The following is a 19,421-nucleotide window of genomic DNA, read 5'->3' as shown; positions in this document are numbered from 1 at the left end:
TCGCTGGCGGAAATCGGACAACCCGTCAATGGCGGCCCGAGATTCCCTGAATTCCGAACCAGAACTGAAAGCAACGCATGTACTCAGGCTCCCTCGCGCGCAGCATCGCCGCTGCCGCATCCTCCCCCGACAACCCCATCAGCTGGTTGCAGGAGACCACTCCGGGCCTCCTCATCCTCTGTGCGGTCGCGATCGCGGTCCTCCTCGTCCTCATCATCAGGGTGAAGCTCGAACCGTTCATCTCGCTGTTCATCGTGGGCATCGGCCTGGCGCTCGCGACCGGGACGAGCATCTACCAGATCGTCGGCGTCGCCGTCCCCGACCCGTTCGACGACGAACAGATCAAGCCGGGTGCGTCACTGCTGGAGACCGGCTTCGGCGGCATCCTCGGCCACATCACGATCATCATCGGCCTCGGCACGGTGCTCGGCGCCATCCTCGAACGCTCCGGCGGTGCCGACGTCCTCATCCGCAAACTGCTCGGTCGATTCGGTGAACGTGGTGCGCCGATCGCGATGGGCCTGACCGGTCTCATCTTCGGCATCCCCGTCTTCTTCGACGTCGGCATCTTCGTGCTCGCGCCGCTCGTCTACATCACCGCCCGTCGCGGCGGGAAGTCGCTCGTGCTGTACGCGCTGCCGATGCTCGCCGGCCTGTCGATGACGCACGCGTTCCTGCCGCCGCACCCCGGTCCGACGGCCCTCGCAGGCACCTTCGAGGTCGGCCTCGGCTGGCTCATCCTCATGGGCTTCCTCTGCGGTATCCCTGCGTTCATCGCCTCAGGAATCGCCTGGCCGCTGTGGATCGGCAAGCGCGTCATGGTGTCCGTGCCCGAAGAGTACGTGCTCGAACCTGCCGACGACGCCCCGGATCGCAAGGACGTCTCGCTGTGGAGCGTCGGACTCATCATCGTCGCACCCATCCTGCTCATCCTCGCTGCGACCTTCGGTGCGCTCGCCCTGCCGAACGGCCCGCTGCTGGAGGCGCTCACGCTCATCGGCAACCCGGCCGTCGCCCTCACGATCGCCGTCTGCCTGGCCTACTACGTGCTCGGTGTGCGGCGGGGCATGTCTCTCGCAGAACTCGGGGAGTTGTCGGGGCAGTCGCTGAAGCCCATCGGCATGATCCTCCTCGTCGTCGGCGCCGGTGCGTTCTTCGGTGCGGTCATCTCCGCGACCGGCGTGGGAGCGGCGCTCGCCGAGGTGCTCGGTTCGCTCGGCCTGCCGATCATCGTCTCCGCCTATCTCATCAGCTCGGGACTCCGAGTGGCGCAGGGTTCGGCGACGGCGGCGATCGTCATCACCGCTGGCATCCTGCAGCCGGTCGTCCTGGAGGCCTCCTACTCGCAGCCGCAGCTCGCCCTCATCGGCATCGCGATCGCGGCGGGTTCCATCACCCTCTCGCACGTCAATGACGGCGGCTTCTGGATCATCTCGAAGTACTTCAACATGTCGGTGAAGCAGACGCTCGCGACCTGGACCGTACTCGAGACGATCCTCTCGGTGGTCGGTTTCGCGATGGTCGCCCTCATCTGGCAGTTCGTCTAGCCCTCGCTGGTCGACCTTTCTCAGGACCCTCCCGGCGTGTCGGCCCCGCGACAGGCCGACACGCCCGAGGGCTCCTGAGAAAGGTCCCCGGGTCGGTCAGAAGAGGCGCGAGTCGCTGTCGTCGAGGCCGCGCATGGCGTCGTAGTCGAGGACGACGCAGCGGATGCCGCGGTCCTGCGCGAGCGTGCGCGCCTGCGGCTTGATCTCCTGGGCGGCGAAGACACCCTGCACGGGAGCGAGCAGCGGGTCGCGGTTCATGAGTTCGAGGTAGCGGGTGAGCTGTTCGACGCCGTCGATGTCGCCACGGCGCTTGAGTTCGACCGCGACTGAAGCGCCGGTGGCGTCGGTGGCGAGGATGTCGACGGGTCCGATCGCCGTCATGTACTCACGGCGGATGAGCCGGTAGCCGTCGCCGAGGAGCTCGATCTGCTCGGCGAGGAGCTTCTGCAGGTGTGCTTCGACACCGTCCTTCTGGAGGCCGGGGTCGACACCGAGTTCGTGGGCGCTGTCGTGGTGCACCTCGTGGATCGACACGATGAGTGCGTCGCCGGTCTTCTTGTGGGTCACCTTCCACAGCTCGGTAATCCCGGCGGCAGCCTGGTCCTCATCGGGCTCGATGGTGGTGAGGGTGCAGGGCGGGCTCATCCAGTTGAGGGGCTTGTAGGAGCCGCCGTCGGAGTGGACGAGCAGGCTGCCGTCGTTCTTCACCATCAGCAGCCGCTTCGCCAACGGCAGATGGGCCGACAGGCGTCCCGCATAGTCGACCGAGCACTCCGCAATCACCAAACGCACGACGACGAGCCTACCGGTAGGGAGGTCGCTCGCGGTCGCCCTGCATGGTCTTGCGCGACGGTGATCGTGATAGTAATATACTAACATATCTCTCCCCATCGGAAGGCTTGACCATGTCCCCCCGTGTCTCTCAGCGCGCTCACCACGGGCGATTCACGTTCTGCATCACCGCCCTCATCGCGACGGCGATCCTCGTGCCGACGGCCGCCGAAGCTGCGAGCGTGCCGAACATCCGGTCTGCTGTGTCGCCTTCGGTGGCTCGAACGACGATCCTCGCCGAACGCGACGTCGAGACGTCTGTGGCTCTCCAGGTGGAGTCTCCGGCTGCCGGTGGCGAGTTCGCCGCTGACGCCACGGGTCTGGCGACCCCGGTGTTCTCCGGGATCGCTACAGCTGGGGCGCAGGTGCGTGTCGTGACGCAGTGGGGCGACCACGTCGGCGAGGTCACGGCGGACGCCCAGGGGCGTTGGTCGATCCTCTGGGAGAAGTCGCTGCTTCCGGCGCGATATGTCGGCGGGCACACGATCCAGTCCGTCGGTGGGCGAGACGTGGACCGGGTCCGATACGACTTCACGGTGAACCATGCTGCGGTCACCCCGCTCGAGGTTGAGACCCCGGCACTGAACGGTGAGGTCTTCATCGATGCGTCAGGCCTCGCGACTCCCGTGTTCTCGGGCTTGTCCACCCCTGAGGCGCAGGTGCGTGTCGTGACGCAGTGGGGCGACCACGTCGGCGAGGTCGCTGCAGACGCCCAGGGGCGTTGGTCGATCACCTGGGACAAGTCGCTGCGTCCGGCGCGGTATTCCGGTGGGCACACGATCCAGTCGGTCGGTGGGCGGGACGTCGGTCGGGTTCCGTACGACTTCGCGGTCGTGCGACCCGCGATGCGTCCGCTTGAACTGCTCACTCCGGTCGAAGGCACCGAGCTGGTGGCCGACGCGGGCGGGTCGGTGACCCCGGAGTTCACCGGTCATGCCACGCCGCACGCAGACATCCGCATCGAGGCTGCCGATGGACACGTGGTCGGCGCGACACGGGCCGGCGCCGACGGAGCCTGGTCGGCGCTGTGGGACGAACCGATCGGTGTCGGACGGTATGAGGATGTCCGCGCCGTCCAGACGGTGGGCGGCGTCGAGATCGACCGGGTGAGCACCACGATCAGTGTCCGCGGGCAGTACCTGCCTGGCCCAGTCGTTTCCGAGCAGAGCTCGGTCGTCGATGTCGTCGCGCTCATCTCGGCCGGGGAGGCGCAGGCTCGCGAAGGGCGGTCCTACGCGCACAGCGATCTTCAGCCAACGGGTCGCTACGTCGAGAAGGGCGAGGACCTCACCGTGACGGTGCCGGGCGACATGAACGGCGCGGCCCTCGTCGTCGGTTTGTACGGATCGCACGCCGTCGCGAACGGCGGCGCCTCGGTCGGGCACAGTTCGCATGGGTTGCGCGCCGGTGTGAACACGATCACAGCAGACCGCGACGGCATGGTCTACCTGCAGTCCGAGACCTCCGCCGGAGCGGTGACGGTGGCCGGCGGGCTCCCTGTCCCGACGTACCTCGTCGGACGTACTGATCGCGCGACGTTCGACGCCCAGCTCGCAGCGTGGTCGTCGACGCCGTATGTGTCGCTCGTCGGCGATCGGATCTTCGGTGACTTCCAGCGACGGATCGTCGTCGAAGCGGTCAAGGGACAGGATCTCGACGTGCGGATCGCGTCCTGGGACACAGTGGTGCAGCTCACAGATGACGCCTACGGTCTCGCGAAATCGGCATCAGGTGTCGGACACCGCTATGACCACCGGATGTATGTCTCGAACCCCGACACCGGTGCCGGTTATGCGTCGGCGACGAACTCGCGAATCACCTTCCAGGTCGACACCGGCGCCGGCAAGGACCTCCTCGCGGGTGGCTTCGACAACTGGGGCCTCTGGCACGAGATCGGACACACCTACCAGCCGAGCATCGTTCGAGACGGGGGCGGACTGGGCGAAGTGAGCGTCAACATCTCGGCGTTGTACGTCCAGGAGCGTCTCGGTTATCCGAGCCGCGTCGACAGTGCCGGAATTCGCAATGGCTTCGCCGCGTTCCGGCAGACGCCCATCGGTGAGCGCGCCTACAACAAGATCTCGGACCTGTTCCTCAAGGTCTTCATGTTCGACCAGCTGCGTCGAGCCTTCGGCGACGACTTCTACGCGCAACTCGCTCAGGAGATCCGGATGCAGGATGCGCGAGGGTACGACCGGGCGTACGCCGGGCACGACCGCTTCATCTGGGAAGCCTCGCGGATCGCCGATCGCGACCTGACACCGTTCTTCCGGGAGTGGGGTCTGCCCGTGGAAGGCGCGCTGGCAGAGGAACTCGCCGCGTTCCCGAAGCTGCAGACGCCGATCTGGGAGAACGACGATCGCCTGACGGATGTGATCGAGCGCCAGGTCCCCTCCCTCGTGGTCCCATCCGGTGTGCTCGGCCCTGTGGGCACGGTGCAGTACGGGCAGTCGGTCCTCGACCCGGACGACCTGTCGGTGACGGGGCTCGCGGCCGGCACGATCGTCGAGGATGTCTCGGTGGTGTACTCCAAGGTGGGCGCTCAGGGCGCTCGGATCGCAGCCACCATCGTCGACTCGCTCGGGAACCGGAACGTCCTCGTCGGCAGCGCTGAAGCGCGCGCAGTGGACGTCGTTGAGTTCGACGGAATCAGTGACCGTCTGATCGCGACGATCGCTCTCGATGCGGGCGTCGTCCGAGTGAATCCCGGGGACGGAAGAGCCGCGCATGACTACTTCGGAGGACAGGAGTACGTGTCGGCTGAACTGCGTTCCCCGCGGGGCGACGTGCTCGCCTCCGCGATCGTGCAGGGTCAGGACAACGGTTCGGTGCTGCGCAAGGCTTTCGAGGGAGTGCTTGTGCCGAACGGCTCAACGCTCGTGGTCGCTCATGCAGAACCGAAGAATCGATTGAAGGTGTGGACGGGCGGCGTGCAGGCGCCGCGGAGCGACAGCCGCGAGCGGTCGTTCCGGGTCGTGGACGGGTCATTCGTCCCGATGCAGAACGAAGCGGCGTTCCATGGAATCGGCGAGAACCTGGTGGCGACGGTCGGCCTCCACGACGGCGTGCTGCTCGTCGATCCCGGCTCGTCAACGGCCGCCCACCCTTATTTCGGCGGACAGGTTTACGTGTCCGCCGAGCTGAGGTCCGCGGACGGCGCCGTGCTCGCCGCTGCGAGCGTGGACGGGAACGCCACCGGCGCGGTCATGCGAGACGCCCTGCACGGAGTGTCCGTTCCCGAGGGTTCGACGCTGGTCGTCACCCATCAGGAGCCGACGAACCGGCTGATCGTCCGCGCGACCGGCGAACTGCTCGCCGGGAGTGACGCGAAGGAGCGCACGTACCGCGTCGTCGGCGGCGCGTTCGTGCCGCTCGACTGACGCGACCACGCGCTGGGGCGGGGCGTGCGAACCGACCCGCCTCAGCGCTTCCGGCGGCTGCTCTCCCGAGCGGCGGGCGAGGCGAGGCCGGCGAACACGATGAGCACGAGCACGACGAACAGGGCGTTCAACAAGCCGACGTGCTCGCCGAGGATGCCGATGAGCGGCGGGCCGACGAGGAACGCACAGTAGCCGATCATGGCGACGGCGCTCACGCGGGCTGCGGCGCGCTTCGGGTCGTCCGCCGCAGCCGACATGCCGACGGGGAAGCCGAGCGAGGCGCCGAGGCCCCACAGCACGGTGCCGACGATCATCACCCAGGTGATCGGGGTGAGGATGAAGAGCACGAGCCCGACGATGGCGGCGCCCGCCGAGACCTGCAGCACCGGGACGCGGCCGAACCGGTCGATGAGCGGACCGCCGACGATGCGTCCGACGGTCATCGCCGTGACGAAGACACCGTAGACGAGCGCGCCAGTCGTGTTGGTCTGGCCGTGGCCGTCGACCACCGCGAGTGCGAGCCAGTCGTTCGCGCTGCCCTCGGCGAACGCCATGCCGAGCATGATGACACCGATGAGGATGAGGCGGCCGTCCGCCCACACCGACAGGCTCTCGCGGAGGCGTTCCTGCCAGGGGGTCTTCGGTGCATCGGCGTGCACAGGCGTGATCTCCTGCGCGGCCGGCACGAAGCGCATGACGACCACCGCGGTGACGCCGATGGCGATGGCCATGATGAGCGCGTGCCAGAAGACCTCGATGCCTGCCGCCGAGGCGAGTGCGCCGAGGCCTGCTCCCGCGACCGTTCCGAAGCTGAAGCAGGCGTGCATGAGTGGCATGACGGTCTTGCCGAGCTCCTGTTCCGCTGCCGCGCCCTCGACGTTCATCATGACGTCGAGCGCGCCGTTGCCGAAGCCGAAGATGATGAGGCCGATGAGCACGATGCCGGCCTCTGGCACGAGGCTCGCGCCGATCCCGATGAGCAGCAGGCCGGTGGCGACGAGTCCGAGCGTGAGGCGCATGCCGTTCCGCGGGCCGAGGCGTGCGAGCAGGTGTTGCGAGGCGACGAGGCCGATGATCGAGCCGATCGACATGCCGAGGATGAGGAGGCCGACGGTGCCGGTCGTGAGGTCGAGGTTGTCGCGGATGGCCGGGAGGCGTGCCACCCAGGTCGCGATGCTCAGGCCACTGAGTGCGAAGATGACGAAGATCGCGTTCCGCCAGGCGACGAGTTCCCGGCGCGGACGCGAGGCGTCGACGGCGGGCTGCGGGATGGTCGGCTCTGACACGGTGGTCCTCGTTGCTGTTCCGGGTGATGCTGGACGATAATCGAATCGATTCGATGACGTCGACTAAGCTAGCAGATCGTGGACCAGGAATCACGCCCCCAACGACCGACGCTGGCCGATGTCGCCGCGCGCGCCGGGGTGTCCCCGTCGACGGCCTCACTCGCGTTCAGCGGCGCGGGCCCCGTCTCCGAGGCGACGAAACAGCGCGTGCTCCAGGCCGCGACCGAGCTCGATTACGCTGGCCCCGATCCCCGGGCCCGCTCGCTCCGCCAGGGTCGCAGCGGGATCGTCGGCGCGGTCATCGGTGGCCGCATCATCCACTCGTTCCGCGACCCCGTGATGGTGCAGACGCTCGACGGTCTCGCCGAGGAACTCGCGGCGATCGGCGCGGGCATGCTGCTGCTGAACGACGCCGAGGAGGGCATGCTGCAGCTCAGCAACGCCCCGATGGACGGTGTCGTCCTCATCGGCTGCAGTCCACGCCTCGACAACTCGGTGAGCGTGCTGAGCCGTCGCGGCATGCCGATCGTGTCGATCGAGGGGCTCGCCTCGCTCGGTGTCCCCGACATCACCGTCGACAACCGCGGCGGTGTGCGGCAGGAGGCCGAGCACCTTGTCGGGCTCGGTCATGAGCATGTCGCCGTCGTCACCCTCAACCTCGTGCCGTCGCAGCGTCGGGGTCCGCTCACCGCCGACCTGGAGCGGCAGGCCACGACCGTGCCCGCCATCGACCGCCTGCGTGGTCTCCGCGACGTCTTCCCCGATGTCGGCGGCTTCGTCGCGACCGGGTCATCGCTCGAGGAGGGCCGTATCGCCGGCCACGCGATCCTCGATGTGGCACCGGAACTGCGTCCGACGGCGATCGTCGCCCAGAGCGACCTCCTCGCCGCTGGCGTCATCCGGGCGGCGGAGGAGCTCGAGATCGACGTGCCGCGCGAGCTGAGCGTCGTCGGCTTCGACGGCATCCGGGTCGAAGGACTCGACTACGATCTCACCACCGTCTGGCAGCCCTCGCGGGAGAAGGGGTCTGCCGCCGGCCGGGCGATCGTCGCGATGCTCGACGGCCGAGACCCCGAGTTGGAGGAGTTCGAGGTCCGCTTCCACCGCGGTGCCACGACGGCTGAGGCCCACCGGTCCCGGTGATGGGCGGCGCATCCGTTCCGTCCGTCGCCACGCTGAAGGACTTCGCGCTCGCGCTCGGTGCATTGCGGGTCGATGCCGGAGCGCCGTCCTACGCCGAGCTCGCGAGACGCGTCGGCGCGCTCCGCCAGGCTCGGGGATCGTCCGATGCACCAGGCAAGGTGACCGTCTACGACTGCTTCCGCACCGACCGCCAGCGCATCGACGCCGAACTGATCCATGACCTCGTGCTCGCGCTCGGGGCGACGCCGGCCGACGCGGTCGGTTGGCGGGTGACAGCTGCGCGCCTGAACGGCTCGGTGATCGGCGGTCCGGTCGTGGCGACGGTGCTCGCTCCCGCCGCTGCTGCGCGGACGGTCGACATCGCCCCGGCTGCCGCGCCGGTCGTCGTGCTGACGGGGATGCCGGGCGTCGGGAAGACCGATCTGGCGCGAGCGCTCGCGGAGGCTGAGGGCGAACGGTGGGGTGCCGAGCTCGTGCTGCGCCTCCACCTGCACGGTTTCGAGGACGATCAGCGTCCGGCCGAGCCCGTCGACGTCCTGCGCGAACTCGTGCGGGTGCTGGGTGGGCGTCCCGACCGGAGGTACGACGCCGCGGCGCTCCGCCAGACACTGGCCGCTTCGACCCGCGACCGCGCGGTCGTGGTGCTGCTCGAAGACGCCGCTTCCGCCGCCCAGCTCGCGCCAGTGTTCATCGCCGGCGCGTCGCCCACCGGCCGAGGCGGTGGGCTGCGGCTGGTCGTGACGTCGCGGGCACGGCTCGACGGGCTGGAGGAGCTCGCTGCTACCGAGTCGATGGATGTCGATCGGCGCATCGTCCACCCGCTGCAGACCGAGGAGACGGTGCGGCTGCTCGAATCGGCGACGCGGGGATGGCGATCATCCGTCGACCCCGATACCGGCGACCGCTCGGAGGCCGATGGTGCGGCGATCCGGCGGCTGGCCCAAGCGATCAGCGGCATCCGTCTCGACCTCGACCTCGTGGTGGGGTTCATCCACGACCACCCTGATTGGACGCTGACGGATGTGGCCGAGCGCTTCGGCGACCACCCGCGCCGGGATCATGCGGTGCCGCTGCTGGAGCCGTCCATCGCTGCGGTCGGTCCGGAGGCCGAAGCGCTGTTCCGGCGGCTCGGGCTGTTGCGTGGGACCGTGCGCCGTGACGTGGTCGAGGTCCTCGCGGGTGCCGGGCGATCTGAGATGGACACCGCCGCCGTCGATCGTCTGGTCCACCGGCTCGCCGCGATGCACCTCGTCGTCGAAGTCGGCGACGCCGTGGAGCTGCATCCGCTCGTCCATACCGCGGCGCGTCGGCTGGCCGCCCGGCAGGAGCGGCCGTCGGAGCTGACCGACGTCGCCCTGCGCGTGCTGGACCATCTGCGCACGCTCGTCGCTGCGCATCGTGTCGACCTGTCACTCGCCGACGGGCTGACCGCCGCTGCCGCGCTGGCGGTGGAACAGGGTGTCGGGACGATGCTCGCCGAGGCGACCCTGGAGGTCGTCGAGCGCGTGGGCGACGCCGGGTACTGGGGCCATGCGGCCGAGCTCCTCCAGTTGGCCGAGCCGTTCGTCGCCCCCGAGCGACGCGGCACCGCGGCCGAACTTCTCGCGCGTGCGTTCGAGAAGCTCGGCCGCTATGACGACGCGCTCGACCAGCTGCACCGTGCGAGTCGCCTGCTGGCCGAGGAACAACCCGGTCGCACGATGAACGTCATCGCGAACGTGCAACGCCAGCTGGGTCGGATGGCGGAGGCGGAGCGCTCGTACCTACAGGCGGCGCGCATCGCGGCGTCTGCCGAGAACCCGGTCACGCGTGGCCGGGCGATCGGCAACCTCGGGAACCTCGCGCGCATCACGAGTCGGTATCGTCGGGCGGAGCGCCTGCTCGACCTCGCCGAGGTGGTGAGCGAGCGGTGCGGCGACGAGGTGAACCTCACGATCGTCGAGTCCAACCGGGTGCTCGTCCTGCAGGCGCAGGGGCGGTTCGACGATGCCCTTCGACGATGCGATGCACTCATCGCCCGCGGAGGTCCGGGCGTGAACCACGGCTACCTGCTCATCCAGCGCGCGATGATCCTGCTCGATGTGGACCGCGTGGACGAGGCGGAGGCGGACCTGCTCGCCGCAGGGGCGGACGACGGCGGGCCCACGACCTTCGACGAGGACGCCGAGATCGCGATCCACCTCGCGCAGGTCGCCCGTCGCCGAGGGAATCTCGTGGAAGCCGAGCGTCTGGCGCACGTCGCCCTCGCAGAGGCCGAACGGGTCGCCTACCCGATCCTGCTGAGCGATGCCGGCAGCACGCTCGGTGAGATCGCAGCCGACGCCGGCGACGCTGAGGAGGCGCGACGCTGGGCGCTCCGCTCGCTGGAGATCTCCCGACATCTCGGGGACCGGGTCGAGGAGGCCAGGGCCATCGAGACGATCGCCCGTGCGCACGCGCTGCGCGGAGAGGCCGAAGCCTGCTCTGTGGCACTCGCGCAGGCCGCCGAGCTGCTCGCGACGGTCGGCCACTGGCGGGCGGCCGTCATCGCCCCGCCGGCCGCCGTACCAGTCGTCTGACCGGCGCGCTCCGGCGCGCTCCGAGCCGCTCCGATCGCGGGTCGCCGCCGTTCGGGCTCGTTCGGGAGACTCGCCGCACGCAGCGCCGTCCTGGCACGCTCGTCCCGGCCGATCATCTCGGCCGCCTCCCCAGCCTCGGACCGCCGGCCGACGCTCGCCGGCGCGACCCACACCAGCAGAAAGACGACAGACCCATGACGCAACGCCCCCGACCGACGAAGCAGCTCGCCCGACTCGCCGGGGGCGCCTGCGTGCTCGTGCTCGCCGCCGCGCTCGCCGGATGCTCCGGGGGCTCCGTGTCGATCGGTGATTCCGCGAAGGTCACGATGGCCGCCAAGACGGCCGGCAACGACGCCCAGGAGTTCACGGTCACGGTCGCTTCCCTCGACGAGGCTCCCGCAGCGGTCGCCGAGCAGATCGAGGGCGACGACACCGTCTACTTCGCCTCCATCGACTTCTCCTACGCCGGCGACGCGAGTGCCGATGTGCTCGCCGTGCCCTGGAACAACGTGTACGCGGAACTCTCCGACGGCACCTTCCTCGACACCTCCTTCATCGGCCTCAGCGAGTGCAGCGGTACTCCGGAGGACCCGACGACGGCCGTCGACGACCTCGCCTCCGGCAAGACCGTCACGGTGTGCATCCCGTTGTCCTCGGACGGCGACACGGACCTGACCGGCGTGTACGTCGGCAACTCCGACGTGAACGACGGCGGGACGGTCTGGAAGAAGTGACCGCCGCGCAGCAGCCCGAGCACGACCCGGCGAAACAGGACCAGGCGAAGCAGGACGCGTCGGGCCAGTGGACGGTCGAGGAGTCGGGGGATTCCCCGTTCGGCTGGTTCGTCGGCGCGGGGGTCGGTCTCCTCGCCGCCGTGCTGTGCTTCACGCCGATCTGGGACGAGGTCGCCGGGCGCGGGACCGGCCGACGCGCAGGCTTCACGGCGCTCCTCGCCGGAATCGGACCGTTCGGCGTCGCCGCGATCGCCGTGGTCATCGCGGTCGTCTTCGTCCTCCTCGGTCTCCGCGCACGACGCCGCGCACGACGCTGACGACTCCCTGCGACTCGGGACGCGCTCCTCGAACGTTCCACGGCCGAGTCGTAGGGTGGAGGCAACGCTCAAGGAGGACCATGACCACGCACGCCGATTCCGCCATCCTCGTCCAGCAGGAGGCGTCGGCGCTCGCCGCGTCGCTCGCTCCCGTCTACCAGGACCTCCACGCGAACCCGGAGCTGTCGTTCGCTGAGCATCGCACCGCCGGCATCGTCGCGGAGCGCATCGGAGCCCTCGGCTACGCCGTCACGACGGGCATCGGCCAGACCGGCGTCGTCGGGGTGCTCGAGAACGGAGACGGGCCGACCGTGCTGCTCCGCGCAGACATGGACGGCCTGCCCGTCCTGGAAGAGACCGGCCTCGACTACGCCAGCGTCGCTCGCGGCGTCGACCCGGACGGCAACGACGTCCCCGTCATGCACGCCTGCGGACACGACGTCCACGTCACCTGCCTCCTGGGTGCCGCCGAACTCCTCGTCGCCCGTCGCGACAGCTGGTCGGGCACCCTCGTGGTCCTGTTCCAGCCGGCCGAGGAGGCCGGTGGTGGCGCGCAGGCGATGATCGACGACGATCTGTACGCGCAGGTGCCGAAGCCCGACATCGTGTTCGGGCAGCACGTCGGCCCGCTGCCGGCCGGGGTCGTCGGGACGCACGCCGGTCCGTCGTTCGCGGCGACCGACGCCTACCGCGTCACGTTCCACGGTCGCGGCGGGCACGGCTCGCGACCGCAGTCGACGATCGACCCCATCGTGATGGCGTCCTCCGCGGTGCTGCGGCTGCAGACGATCGTGTCTCGCGAGGTCGCCGGCACCGACACCGCCGTCCTCACTGTCGGTACTTTCCACGCCGGGACGAAGAACAACATCATCCCGGACACCGCGCAGATCGGGGTCAACATCCGTAGCTACGAGCCGCACGTGCGCGACCGCGTCGTCGGCTCGATGGAGCGCATCGTCCGGGCCGAGGCGGCGGCTTCGGGTGCCGAACGCGAACCGGTGATCGAGCACACCGAGGCGTTCCCGGTGCTCGTGAACGACCCGGCCGCGACCGCTGAGCTGACCGGGGTGTTCTCCGAGGCGTTCGGCGCGAACCGTGTGCTCGACCCCGGGCTCGTGACGGGGAGCGAGGACGTCGGCATGCTCGCGACCGCCGCTGACGCCCCGATCGTCTACTGGATCCTCGGCGGCGCGGACCCGCAGGCGTTCGCGGCGGCGTACGCGTCCGGCCGCATGGAGCAGGATCTCCCCGGCAACCACTCCTCGAAGTTCGCGCCGCTCATCCACCCGACCCTCGATGTCGGCATCGCCGCGCTCTCCCTGGCGGCACTCTCCCGACTTGGCGGAGGGGTGGTGGTCGAAGCGTGATCGTCGTCACGACCGACACCGTCGCAGGGCATCACATCGACGCGGTCTTCGGTGAGGTGATCGGCCTGACGGTCCGCGCGCGTGACTGGGGGTCGTCGATGTCGATCGGGTTCTCCGCGCTCGGTGGCGGGGAAGTACCGGGGATGACGCAACTGCTCTTCGAGTCCCGTCAGGAGGTCATGCGGCGACTCGTCGCCGAGGCCGAGCAGCGAGGGGCGAACGCCATCCTCGCGATGCGCCTCGAGACGACCGACATCGGCGGGACGTGGACCCAACTCACCGCCTACGGCACGGCCGCGTACATCGTCCCGATCCCGGCTGGTGAGCCGGGCTCGACCGGGCAGTCGGCCTTCGCCGCCGCGCAGCCCGACGCACCGAAGCGGCGCGGCACCGCCTGAGCTCACCTGCCGGTGCGCGCCATGCTCGGCTCGAACGCGCCGCCTCCTCAGAGGAGGCGGAGCTCCTGCGCGCGGGTGACGGCTCGGGTGCGGTCGGTGACGTCGAGCTTCTCGAAGACGTGGATGAGATGGGTCTTCACGGTCGACTCGGAGATGAAGAGCGCAGCGGCGATGGCCCGGTTGCTGTTGCCTGCGGCGACGAGGCGGAGGACGTCGAGTTCGCGCGCGCTCAGCTGCGGTCGAGCCGTTGAGCCGCCCTGCATCCGCCCGACGAGGGTCGCGGCGATCTCCGGTGCGAGCACCGTCTGCCCGGCGACGACCGAACGGATCCCCGCGAGGATCTCCTGCTCGGGAGCAGCCTTCAAGAGATAGCCGCTCGCACCCGCCTCGATCGCGCCGAGGATGTCGTCGTCGCTCTCGTACGTGGTGAGCACGAGGACCCGGACACCCGGCAGCTGCTGCAGGATCCGCGCCGTCGCCTCCGCACCACTGAGGATCGGCATGCGGAGGTCCATGAGCACGAGGTCGGGACGATGCTCGTCCGCTGCGGCCACCGCTGCACCACCATCGGCTGCCTCTGCAACCACCTCGAGGTCCGGCGCCCGCCCCAGCAAAGCGACGATGCCCGAGCGGACGATCGGGTGGTCGTCCGCGACGACGATCCGGATGGGTGCTGTGGTGTCGGTCGTCATGCGGTCGTCTCGTTCTGGTCCGTGGTCGGGGTGGGCCCTTCGACAGGCTCAGAGGCCGCGTGTTGCGGGCTCGCGACCGGCACCGGCACACGCACGCGCAACTCGGTTCCGCGCGGTTCCGCGGCCGCGATGCTCACCGTCCCGCCGAGGAGTGCCACGCGATCGCGCATGCCGTGCAAGCCGAAGCCCGACCGCGCGGCGTGTTCGAGGAGCGCGTCGGGGGCCGATCCGTCGCCGGCAGTACCGACGACGCCGACGCCGTCATCGGTGAGTCGCAGGTCGGCGAAGGAGTCGATCACGGTGACGCGCAGCCAGACGTTCTCGGCCTGTGCGTGCTTCCGCACGTTCGCAAGCCCCTCCTGGGCGCAGCGGAGCAGCACCACCTCGGTGGCGCGCGGCAACCTGTCCGCCGCCACCTCGACGCGCACGGCGACTCCGGTCTCCCGCTCGAAGCGCTCACCGAGTCGCCGCAGACTGTCGCCGAGGGAGGAGTCGGGGCTCGGCATCGCCGCCATGGTCGCGACGAGCGCGCGTGCCTCACCGAGCGCTTCGCGGGCAGTGGACTCGATGAGGTCGATGCTCTCGGACACCGCGGGAGGTCGGCCGTCGAGCGGTGCTGCGTCGTTCGTCCCGGCGATCGTCTGCCCGACCTCGGCCCGTGCCCGCTGCGCGAGCAGCACCACGCTCGTCAGGCTCTGGGCGATGGTGTCGTGGATGTCGCGGGCGATCCGCTCACGTTCCGCCGCGGCGCCGGCTTCGCGGCTCGCCCGCTCGGTCTCCGCCTGTGCGGCCTGCAGGCTGTCGAGCAGGCGGGCTTTCTCGTCACCGAGCTCCGCGATGCGGGTGATCCACAATCCGAGGGACAGTGCGAAGACGAGGGAGACGCCCTGGATGGCGAATGCCTGGACGATGACGTCCGGTGTCGCGCCGAGCCCGACGATGAACCCCACCGCGAGTGCGAACGCGCTGACGATGTTGAGCAGGATCGCCGTCCGCGTGTGTGGTGAGAGCACCCACAGCAGCGGGAAGACCAGGCATTGCAGCGTGAGCACGTTCGGCGCGAACGCCGTGCCCACCGCGGTGAGCACGATGATCGTGATCGCGAACCAGAGGCCGCCGCGTTCGGTCTGGAGGGTGCGCCGTCCTGCGGTGTAGTACACGAGACAGAGGAGCGCCATGACGATCCAGACGCCGGCGATACGCCACGTCGTCCCATCCACACTCACGCTGGCGATCCCACCGACGAGCAGGCAGCCCACACCGAAGGCGACATCCCACCATCGTCGTCCGTCCATGGTCATACTCTCCCATCCCTGCTCGCGAAGGGTCCCAAATGGCTGGTGTGCCCGGGTCCCGACCAGCCATTCGGGACCCCTCGCGGGCTAGGCGCGGCGGACCCAGCGGAAGGTGAGACGGGTGAGGACGAGGCCCGCGACCGCCCAGATCGCCAGGACCAGCGCGACCGAGCCGAGGTCCCACGCGCCCGTCTGCTCGGCTGCGGCGAAGCTCTCCGGCAGGAACACCGACCGCATGCCCTGCGCGATCCACTTCAGCGGGAAGACGCTCGCGACGTTCTGCAACCACTCGGGCAGCATGGTGAACGTCAGGTACACGCCGGAGATGAACTGCAGCACGAGCACGATCGGGATCACGACGGCGGTCGCGCTCTTCCCGCTCCGCGGCACCGCCGACAGTGCGATGCCGAGGACAGCCGACGTCGCGATGCCCAGCAGGTACACCCAGGCGAACGTGAACCACTTCTCGGGCTCCGTCGGCAGCGCGACGTCGAACGCGAAGTGAGCGACGAGGAGCAGCAGGGCGATCTGCAGGACGGAGGTGACGAGCACCTGCCCCATCTTCCCGAGGAAGTAGCTCACCACCGGGAGCGGGCTGCCGCCGAGGCGCTTCAGGGTGCCGTCGCTCTTCTCCGTCGCGATGTCGGTCGCGAGGTTCTGCACACCCGACAGCAGGATGCCGGCCGCGATCATGCCCGGCAGGTAGTATGCCGCCTGACTGACACCGCCGGTGCCATCGGGGCCAGCACCGACGTCGCCCACCGCACTGAACGCGGTCGAGAAGATCGCGAGCATGACGACGGGGAACAGGAACGTGAAGAACACCTGGTCGCCGGAGCGGAAGTAGATGCGGGTCTCGTAGCCGACACGGCTCGCGCCGAGACGCAGCGTGCGGCCACGGGGAAGCGGTGGGACGAGGGCGCCCGATGGGCGGTCGATGACGGTCATGCGTCGACTCCGGTCGTGAGGGTCGTGCTCGGTGTGGTGCTGGTGGTGGCTGCGCTGGTGGCGTTCGCCGCCTGGACGAGGCCGAGGTAGATGTCCTCGAGGCTTGGACGGATGATCTCGAGGTCGCGAGGTTCGCCGCCGACGGTCGCCGTCAGTGCTGCGACTCGTGCTGCGGGCTGCTCGGTGCGTTCCTCGTGCAGGCCGGTCGCGTCTCGCCAACGGACGACGGGCACGCGGGCCGCCGCACCGCCCAGTTCGTCGACGGCACCGATCTCCACCAGGCGACCTCCGGCGATGACGGCGGCGCGGTCCGCGAGCTGCGCGGCTTCGTCGAGGTAGTGGGTGGTGAGGAGGATGGTCGTTCCGTCGCGCTTCAACGAGCGGATGAGGTCCCAGAACTGGCGGCGGGCCTCGGGGTCGAAGCCGGTCGTGGGTTCGTCGAGGAAGAGGAGGGCGGGGCGGCCGATGACTCCGAGGGCCACGTCGACCCGTCGGCGCTGGCCGCCGGAGAGCTTACCGATGCGGGTACCGGCCTTGGCGGTGAGGCCGACAGCCGCGATGACCTCGTCCACGTCGCGGGGATCCGCGTAGTAGCGGGCGAACTGTGTGAGCTGCTCGCGGACGGTGACGTTGGCGGCTTCAGCGCTCGACTGGAGGACGATGCCGAGACGAGCCTTCCAGTCGAGGCCGCCGTGCGCCGGATCGACGCCGAGGACGCGCGCCTCACCTCCCGTGCGGTGCCGGTAGCCCTCGAGGATCTCGATGGTCGTGCTCTTGCCCGCACCGTTCGGGCCGAGGAGGGCGAACGTCTCACCCTCGTTGATGTCGAAGGTGACGCCGTCGACGGCGGCCAGGTCGCCGTACTGCTTCCGCAGTTCGCGGACCTCGATGATCGGTCGTGTGCTCATGGTGTCCATGCTGGCCCGGTGGAGCCGCGGCCGGTAGCGGTGGAGTGGGTGATCCTCGCATCCACCGATCGGTTGATGCGAGGATGCGCGCCCGGGCGGAGTTCAGGTGGGCGGGGTAGGCTCTCAGCTCGGCCGCGCCGCCCATCGGAGCGCACGCCGACTCGATCCCTCTGGAGGAACCATGGCGACCCGCGAACTGACCGTGACCGACTTCGAGGAGACGGTCTCCGCAGAGGGCATCGTCCTCGTCGACTTCTGGGCCGAGTGGTGTGGTCCGTGCCGTGCGTTCGCCCCTGTCTTCGAAGCTGCCGCGGAGAAGCACACCGACGTCTCCTTCACGAAGGTCGACACCGAGGCGAACCAGGAGCTCGCCGGCGGCATGGGCATCACCTCCATCCCCACGCTCATGGCCTTCCGTGACGGTGTGCTCGTGTTCTCGCAGGCCGGTGCGCTCCCCGCGCCCGCACTCGAAGACCTCATCGGTCAGGTCAAGGGACTCGACATGGCCGAGGTGCACGCGGCCATCGCCCAGGCGAAGGCCGAAGCCGGCCAGGAGTAGCGCTCCGCGCCACCGTCCGTTCGCCCGTGGTCGGGCGAGCTGCTTCCTCGCCCGAGCAGGAGCGAACGAGACGTCGTGCGCTCAGGCGCCGGTGCGCATCCAGGCGGTCGTGCGGGCGCGGAGGCCGAGCGTGATCGCTCTCGCACCGAGGTAGCCGACGAGGAAGGCGACGCTCAGCCAGGTGAGTCCCGCCTGGCCCGAGGGACCCCACGCGAGCACCGCGAGGGCCAGCGGGAGGAACGCGAGGGTGTTGACGAGGCCCGTGATCGCGAGATATCGGGCGTCGCCTGCACCGATGAGGACGCCGTCGAGCACGAAGACCACGCCACCGAGCGGGGTGGTGACTGCGAGCACGATGATCGCCGGGGTGATGAGGGCAGCCAGCTCGGGGTCGCTCGTGAACAGCAGGCCGATGACGGGACTCGTCGCGCCGATGATGAGCCCGAGCACGAGCCCCGCGCCGACGCCCCACTGCAGGCATCGGACGAGCACGGCCCGCACCCCGTCGACGTCGCCGGCCCCGAGACCCTTCCCGACGAGTGCCTGGGCGGCGATCGCGAGGGCGTCGAGGGCGAACGCGAGCGTGGCGAACAGGGTCATGACGAGCTGGAAACCAGCGAGTTCGTCGGTACCGAGGTCGGTTGCGACGAACACCGCGATGAGCATGGCGGCTCGGAGGCTCACGGTGCGGAGGAACAGCCACCCACCGGAGCGTGCTGCCCCGCCGAGCCCAGCGCGGTGCGGTCGGACGCTCGCCCCTGTTCGCCGCACGTGTCGCAGCACGACCACGAGGTACGCGACAACCATGCCCCATTGGGCGATGACGGTGCCGATGGCGGAACCGGCGATGCCGAGCCCGAGACCGTAGATGAAGAGGAAGTTGAGGCCGATGTTGGCCGCGAACCCGGCTCCCGCGACGACCAGCGGTGTCGTGGTGTCCTGCAGCCCGCGCAGCAGCCCGGTGGCGCCGAAGACGAGGAGCATCGCGGGGATACCGAGCATCGAGATGCCGAGGTAGGCGTCGGCTTGCTGTGCGACGGCGTCGGTCGCGCCGAACAGCCCGACGAGGGTGGGGGAGAGGAACCAGCCGGCCGCACCGATCACGATGCCGAGGCCGAGCGACAGCCACAGCCCGTCGATGCCGAGGGAGACCGCGCCGCGTTCGTCGCCGTGGCCGAGGCGTCGTGCAACTGCAGGGGTGGTGGCGTAGGCGAGGAACACCATCAGGCCGATGACCGTCTGCAGCACGGCACTCGCGACGCCAAGGCCGGCGAGCGGGACGACGCCCAGGTGGCCGATCATCGCGGAGTCGGCGAGGAGGAACAGCGGTTCCGCCATGAGCGCCCCGAGCGCGGGAACGGCGAGTCGCAGGATGTCGCGGTCGACAGGCCGCATCCGTCGCCCGTTCCGTCCGTCACTCACTCGTCGAGCCTAGCCACGGGTGCTGACACCGGAGGC

The 19,421-nt window shown here is 69.5% G+C and carries 16 protein-coding genes; 9 read left to right on the top strand and 7 right to left on the bottom strand.

Translation table 11 applies throughout. The features are described 5' to 3' along the window. Positions 1–77 precede the first annotated feature (77 nt). The gene (locus tag KXS11_RS11320) at positions 78–1,547 is read left to right on the top strand and encodes a GntP family permease (RefSeq protein WP_437385686.1); all 1,470 of its coding nucleotides are present in this window, start codon (positions 78–80) and stop codon (positions 1,545–1,547) included. Between the two features lie 96 nt (positions 1,548–1,643). Here KXS11_RS11320 and nucS read toward each other — a convergent pair whose 3' ends face one another. Further along, a complete protein-coding gene (gene nucS, locus KXS11_RS11315) occupies positions 1,644–2,339 on the bottom strand; it encodes an endonuclease NucS (RefSeq protein WP_437385685.1) in 696 nt (231 codons plus the stop codon). 113 nt (positions 2,340–2,452) lie between these two features. Here nucS and KXS11_RS11310 point away from each other — a divergent pair, with 113 nt between their 5' ends. Next, on the top strand, positions 2,453–5,758 hold the full coding sequence (locus KXS11_RS11310; RefSeq protein ID WP_437385684.1) for a M60 family metallopeptidase: 3,306 nt from the start codon (positions 2,453–2,455) through the stop codon (positions 5,756–5,758). Positions 5,759–5,799: 41 nt separating this feature from the next. On the opposite strand, the gene KXS11_RS11305 is transcribed toward KXS11_RS11310, so the two are convergent. After that, a complete protein-coding gene (locus KXS11_RS11305; protein WP_437385683.1) occupies positions 5,800–7,044 on the bottom strand; it encodes an MFS transporter in 1,245 nt (414 codons plus the stop codon). 78 nt (positions 7,045–7,122) lie between these two features. Here KXS11_RS11305 and KXS11_RS11300 point away from each other — a divergent pair, with 78 nt between their 5' ends. From KXS11_RS11300 to KXS11_RS11275, 6 genes are all read left to right on the top strand, one after another. Then, on the top strand, positions 7,123–8,187 hold the full coding sequence (locus KXS11_RS11300; RefSeq protein WP_437385682.1) for a LacI family DNA-binding transcriptional regulator: 1,065 nt from the start codon (positions 7,123–7,125) through the stop codon (positions 8,185–8,187). Then, positions 8,187–10,745, top strand: a complete 2,559-nt coding sequence (locus KXS11_RS11295; RefSeq protein WP_437385681.1) for a hypothetical protein — start codon at positions 8,187–8,189, stop codon at positions 10,743–10,745. The genes KXS11_RS11300 and KXS11_RS11295 overlap by 1 nt, the downstream gene beginning before the upstream one ends. A 194-nt stretch (positions 10,746–10,939) precedes the next feature. Beyond that, positions 10,940–11,479, top strand: a complete 540-nt coding sequence (locus KXS11_RS11290; RefSeq protein WP_437385680.1) for a hypothetical protein — start codon at positions 10,940–10,942, stop codon at positions 11,477–11,479. Beyond that, the gene (locus tag KXS11_RS11285; protein WP_437385679.1) at positions 11,476–11,796 is read left to right on the top strand and encodes a hypothetical protein; all 321 of its coding nucleotides are present in this window, start codon (positions 11,476–11,478) and stop codon (positions 11,794–11,796) included. The genes KXS11_RS11290 and KXS11_RS11285 overlap by 4 nt, the downstream gene beginning before the upstream one ends. A gap of 80 nt (positions 11,797–11,876) precedes the next feature. Then, entirely contained in the window at positions 11,877–13,163 is a 1,287-nt protein-coding gene (locus tag KXS11_RS11280) for an amidohydrolase (RefSeq protein ID WP_437385678.1), read from the top strand. Then, positions 13,160–13,561 (top strand): YbjQ family protein, encoded by a 402-nt coding sequence (locus KXS11_RS11275; RefSeq protein ID WP_437385677.1) that lies wholly within the window; start codon positions 13,160–13,162, stop codon positions 13,559–13,561. Before KXS11_RS11280 ends, KXS11_RS11275 begins: the two co-directional genes overlap by 4 nt. Positions 13,562–13,608: 47 nt before the next feature. On the opposite strand, the gene KXS11_RS11270 is transcribed toward KXS11_RS11275, so the two are convergent. The 4 genes from KXS11_RS11270 to KXS11_RS11255 form a co-directional block, all read right to left on the bottom strand. Beyond that, positions 13,609–14,253, bottom strand: coding sequence for a response regulator (locus KXS11_RS11270; protein WP_437385676.1), 645 nt, complete (start codon positions 14,251–14,253; stop codon positions 13,609–13,611). After that, positions 14,250–15,548 (bottom strand): sensor histidine kinase, encoded by a 1,299-nt coding sequence (locus KXS11_RS11265; RefSeq protein ID WP_437385675.1) that lies wholly within the window; start codon positions 15,546–15,548, stop codon positions 14,250–14,252. Before KXS11_RS11265 ends, KXS11_RS11270 begins: the two co-directional genes overlap by 4 nt. An 87-nt stretch (positions 15,549–15,635) precedes the next feature. Continuing rightward, positions 15,636–16,496 (bottom strand): ABC transporter permease, encoded by an 861-nt coding sequence (locus tag KXS11_RS11260; protein WP_437385674.1) that lies wholly within the window; start codon positions 16,494–16,496, stop codon positions 15,636–15,638. Next, a complete protein-coding gene (locus tag KXS11_RS11255) occupies positions 16,493–17,404 on the bottom strand; it encodes an ABC transporter ATP-binding protein (protein WP_437385673.1) in 912 nt (303 codons plus the stop codon). Before KXS11_RS11255 ends, KXS11_RS11260 begins: the two co-directional genes overlap by 4 nt. A gap of 181 nt (positions 17,405–17,585) precedes the next feature. Here KXS11_RS11255 and trxA point away from each other — a divergent pair, with 181 nt between their 5' ends. Further along, the gene (gene trxA / locus KXS11_RS11250) at positions 17,586–17,963 is read left to right on the top strand and encodes a thioredoxin (RefSeq protein ID WP_437385672.1); all 378 of its coding nucleotides are present in this window, start codon (positions 17,586–17,588) and stop codon (positions 17,961–17,963) included. Between the two features lie 81 nt (positions 17,964–18,044). On the opposite strand, the gene KXS11_RS11245 is transcribed toward trxA, so the two are convergent. Then, positions 18,045–19,358 carry an MATE family efflux transporter gene (locus KXS11_RS11245; RefSeq protein ID WP_437386018.1) on the bottom strand — a complete coding sequence of 438 codons (1,314 nt, stop codon included), beginning with the start codon at positions 19,356–19,358 and terminating at the stop codon, positions 18,045–18,047. Between the last annotated feature and the right edge of the window lie 63 nt (positions 19,359–19,421).

Origin of the sequence: Plantibacter flavus, assembly GCF_051487245.1 — a bacterium.
Taxonomy (GTDB): domain Bacteria; phylum Actinomycetota; class Actinomycetes; order Actinomycetales; family Microbacteriaceae; genus Plantibacter; species Plantibacter flavus_B.
This window is presented reverse-complemented; position numbering and strand designations above follow the sequence as displayed.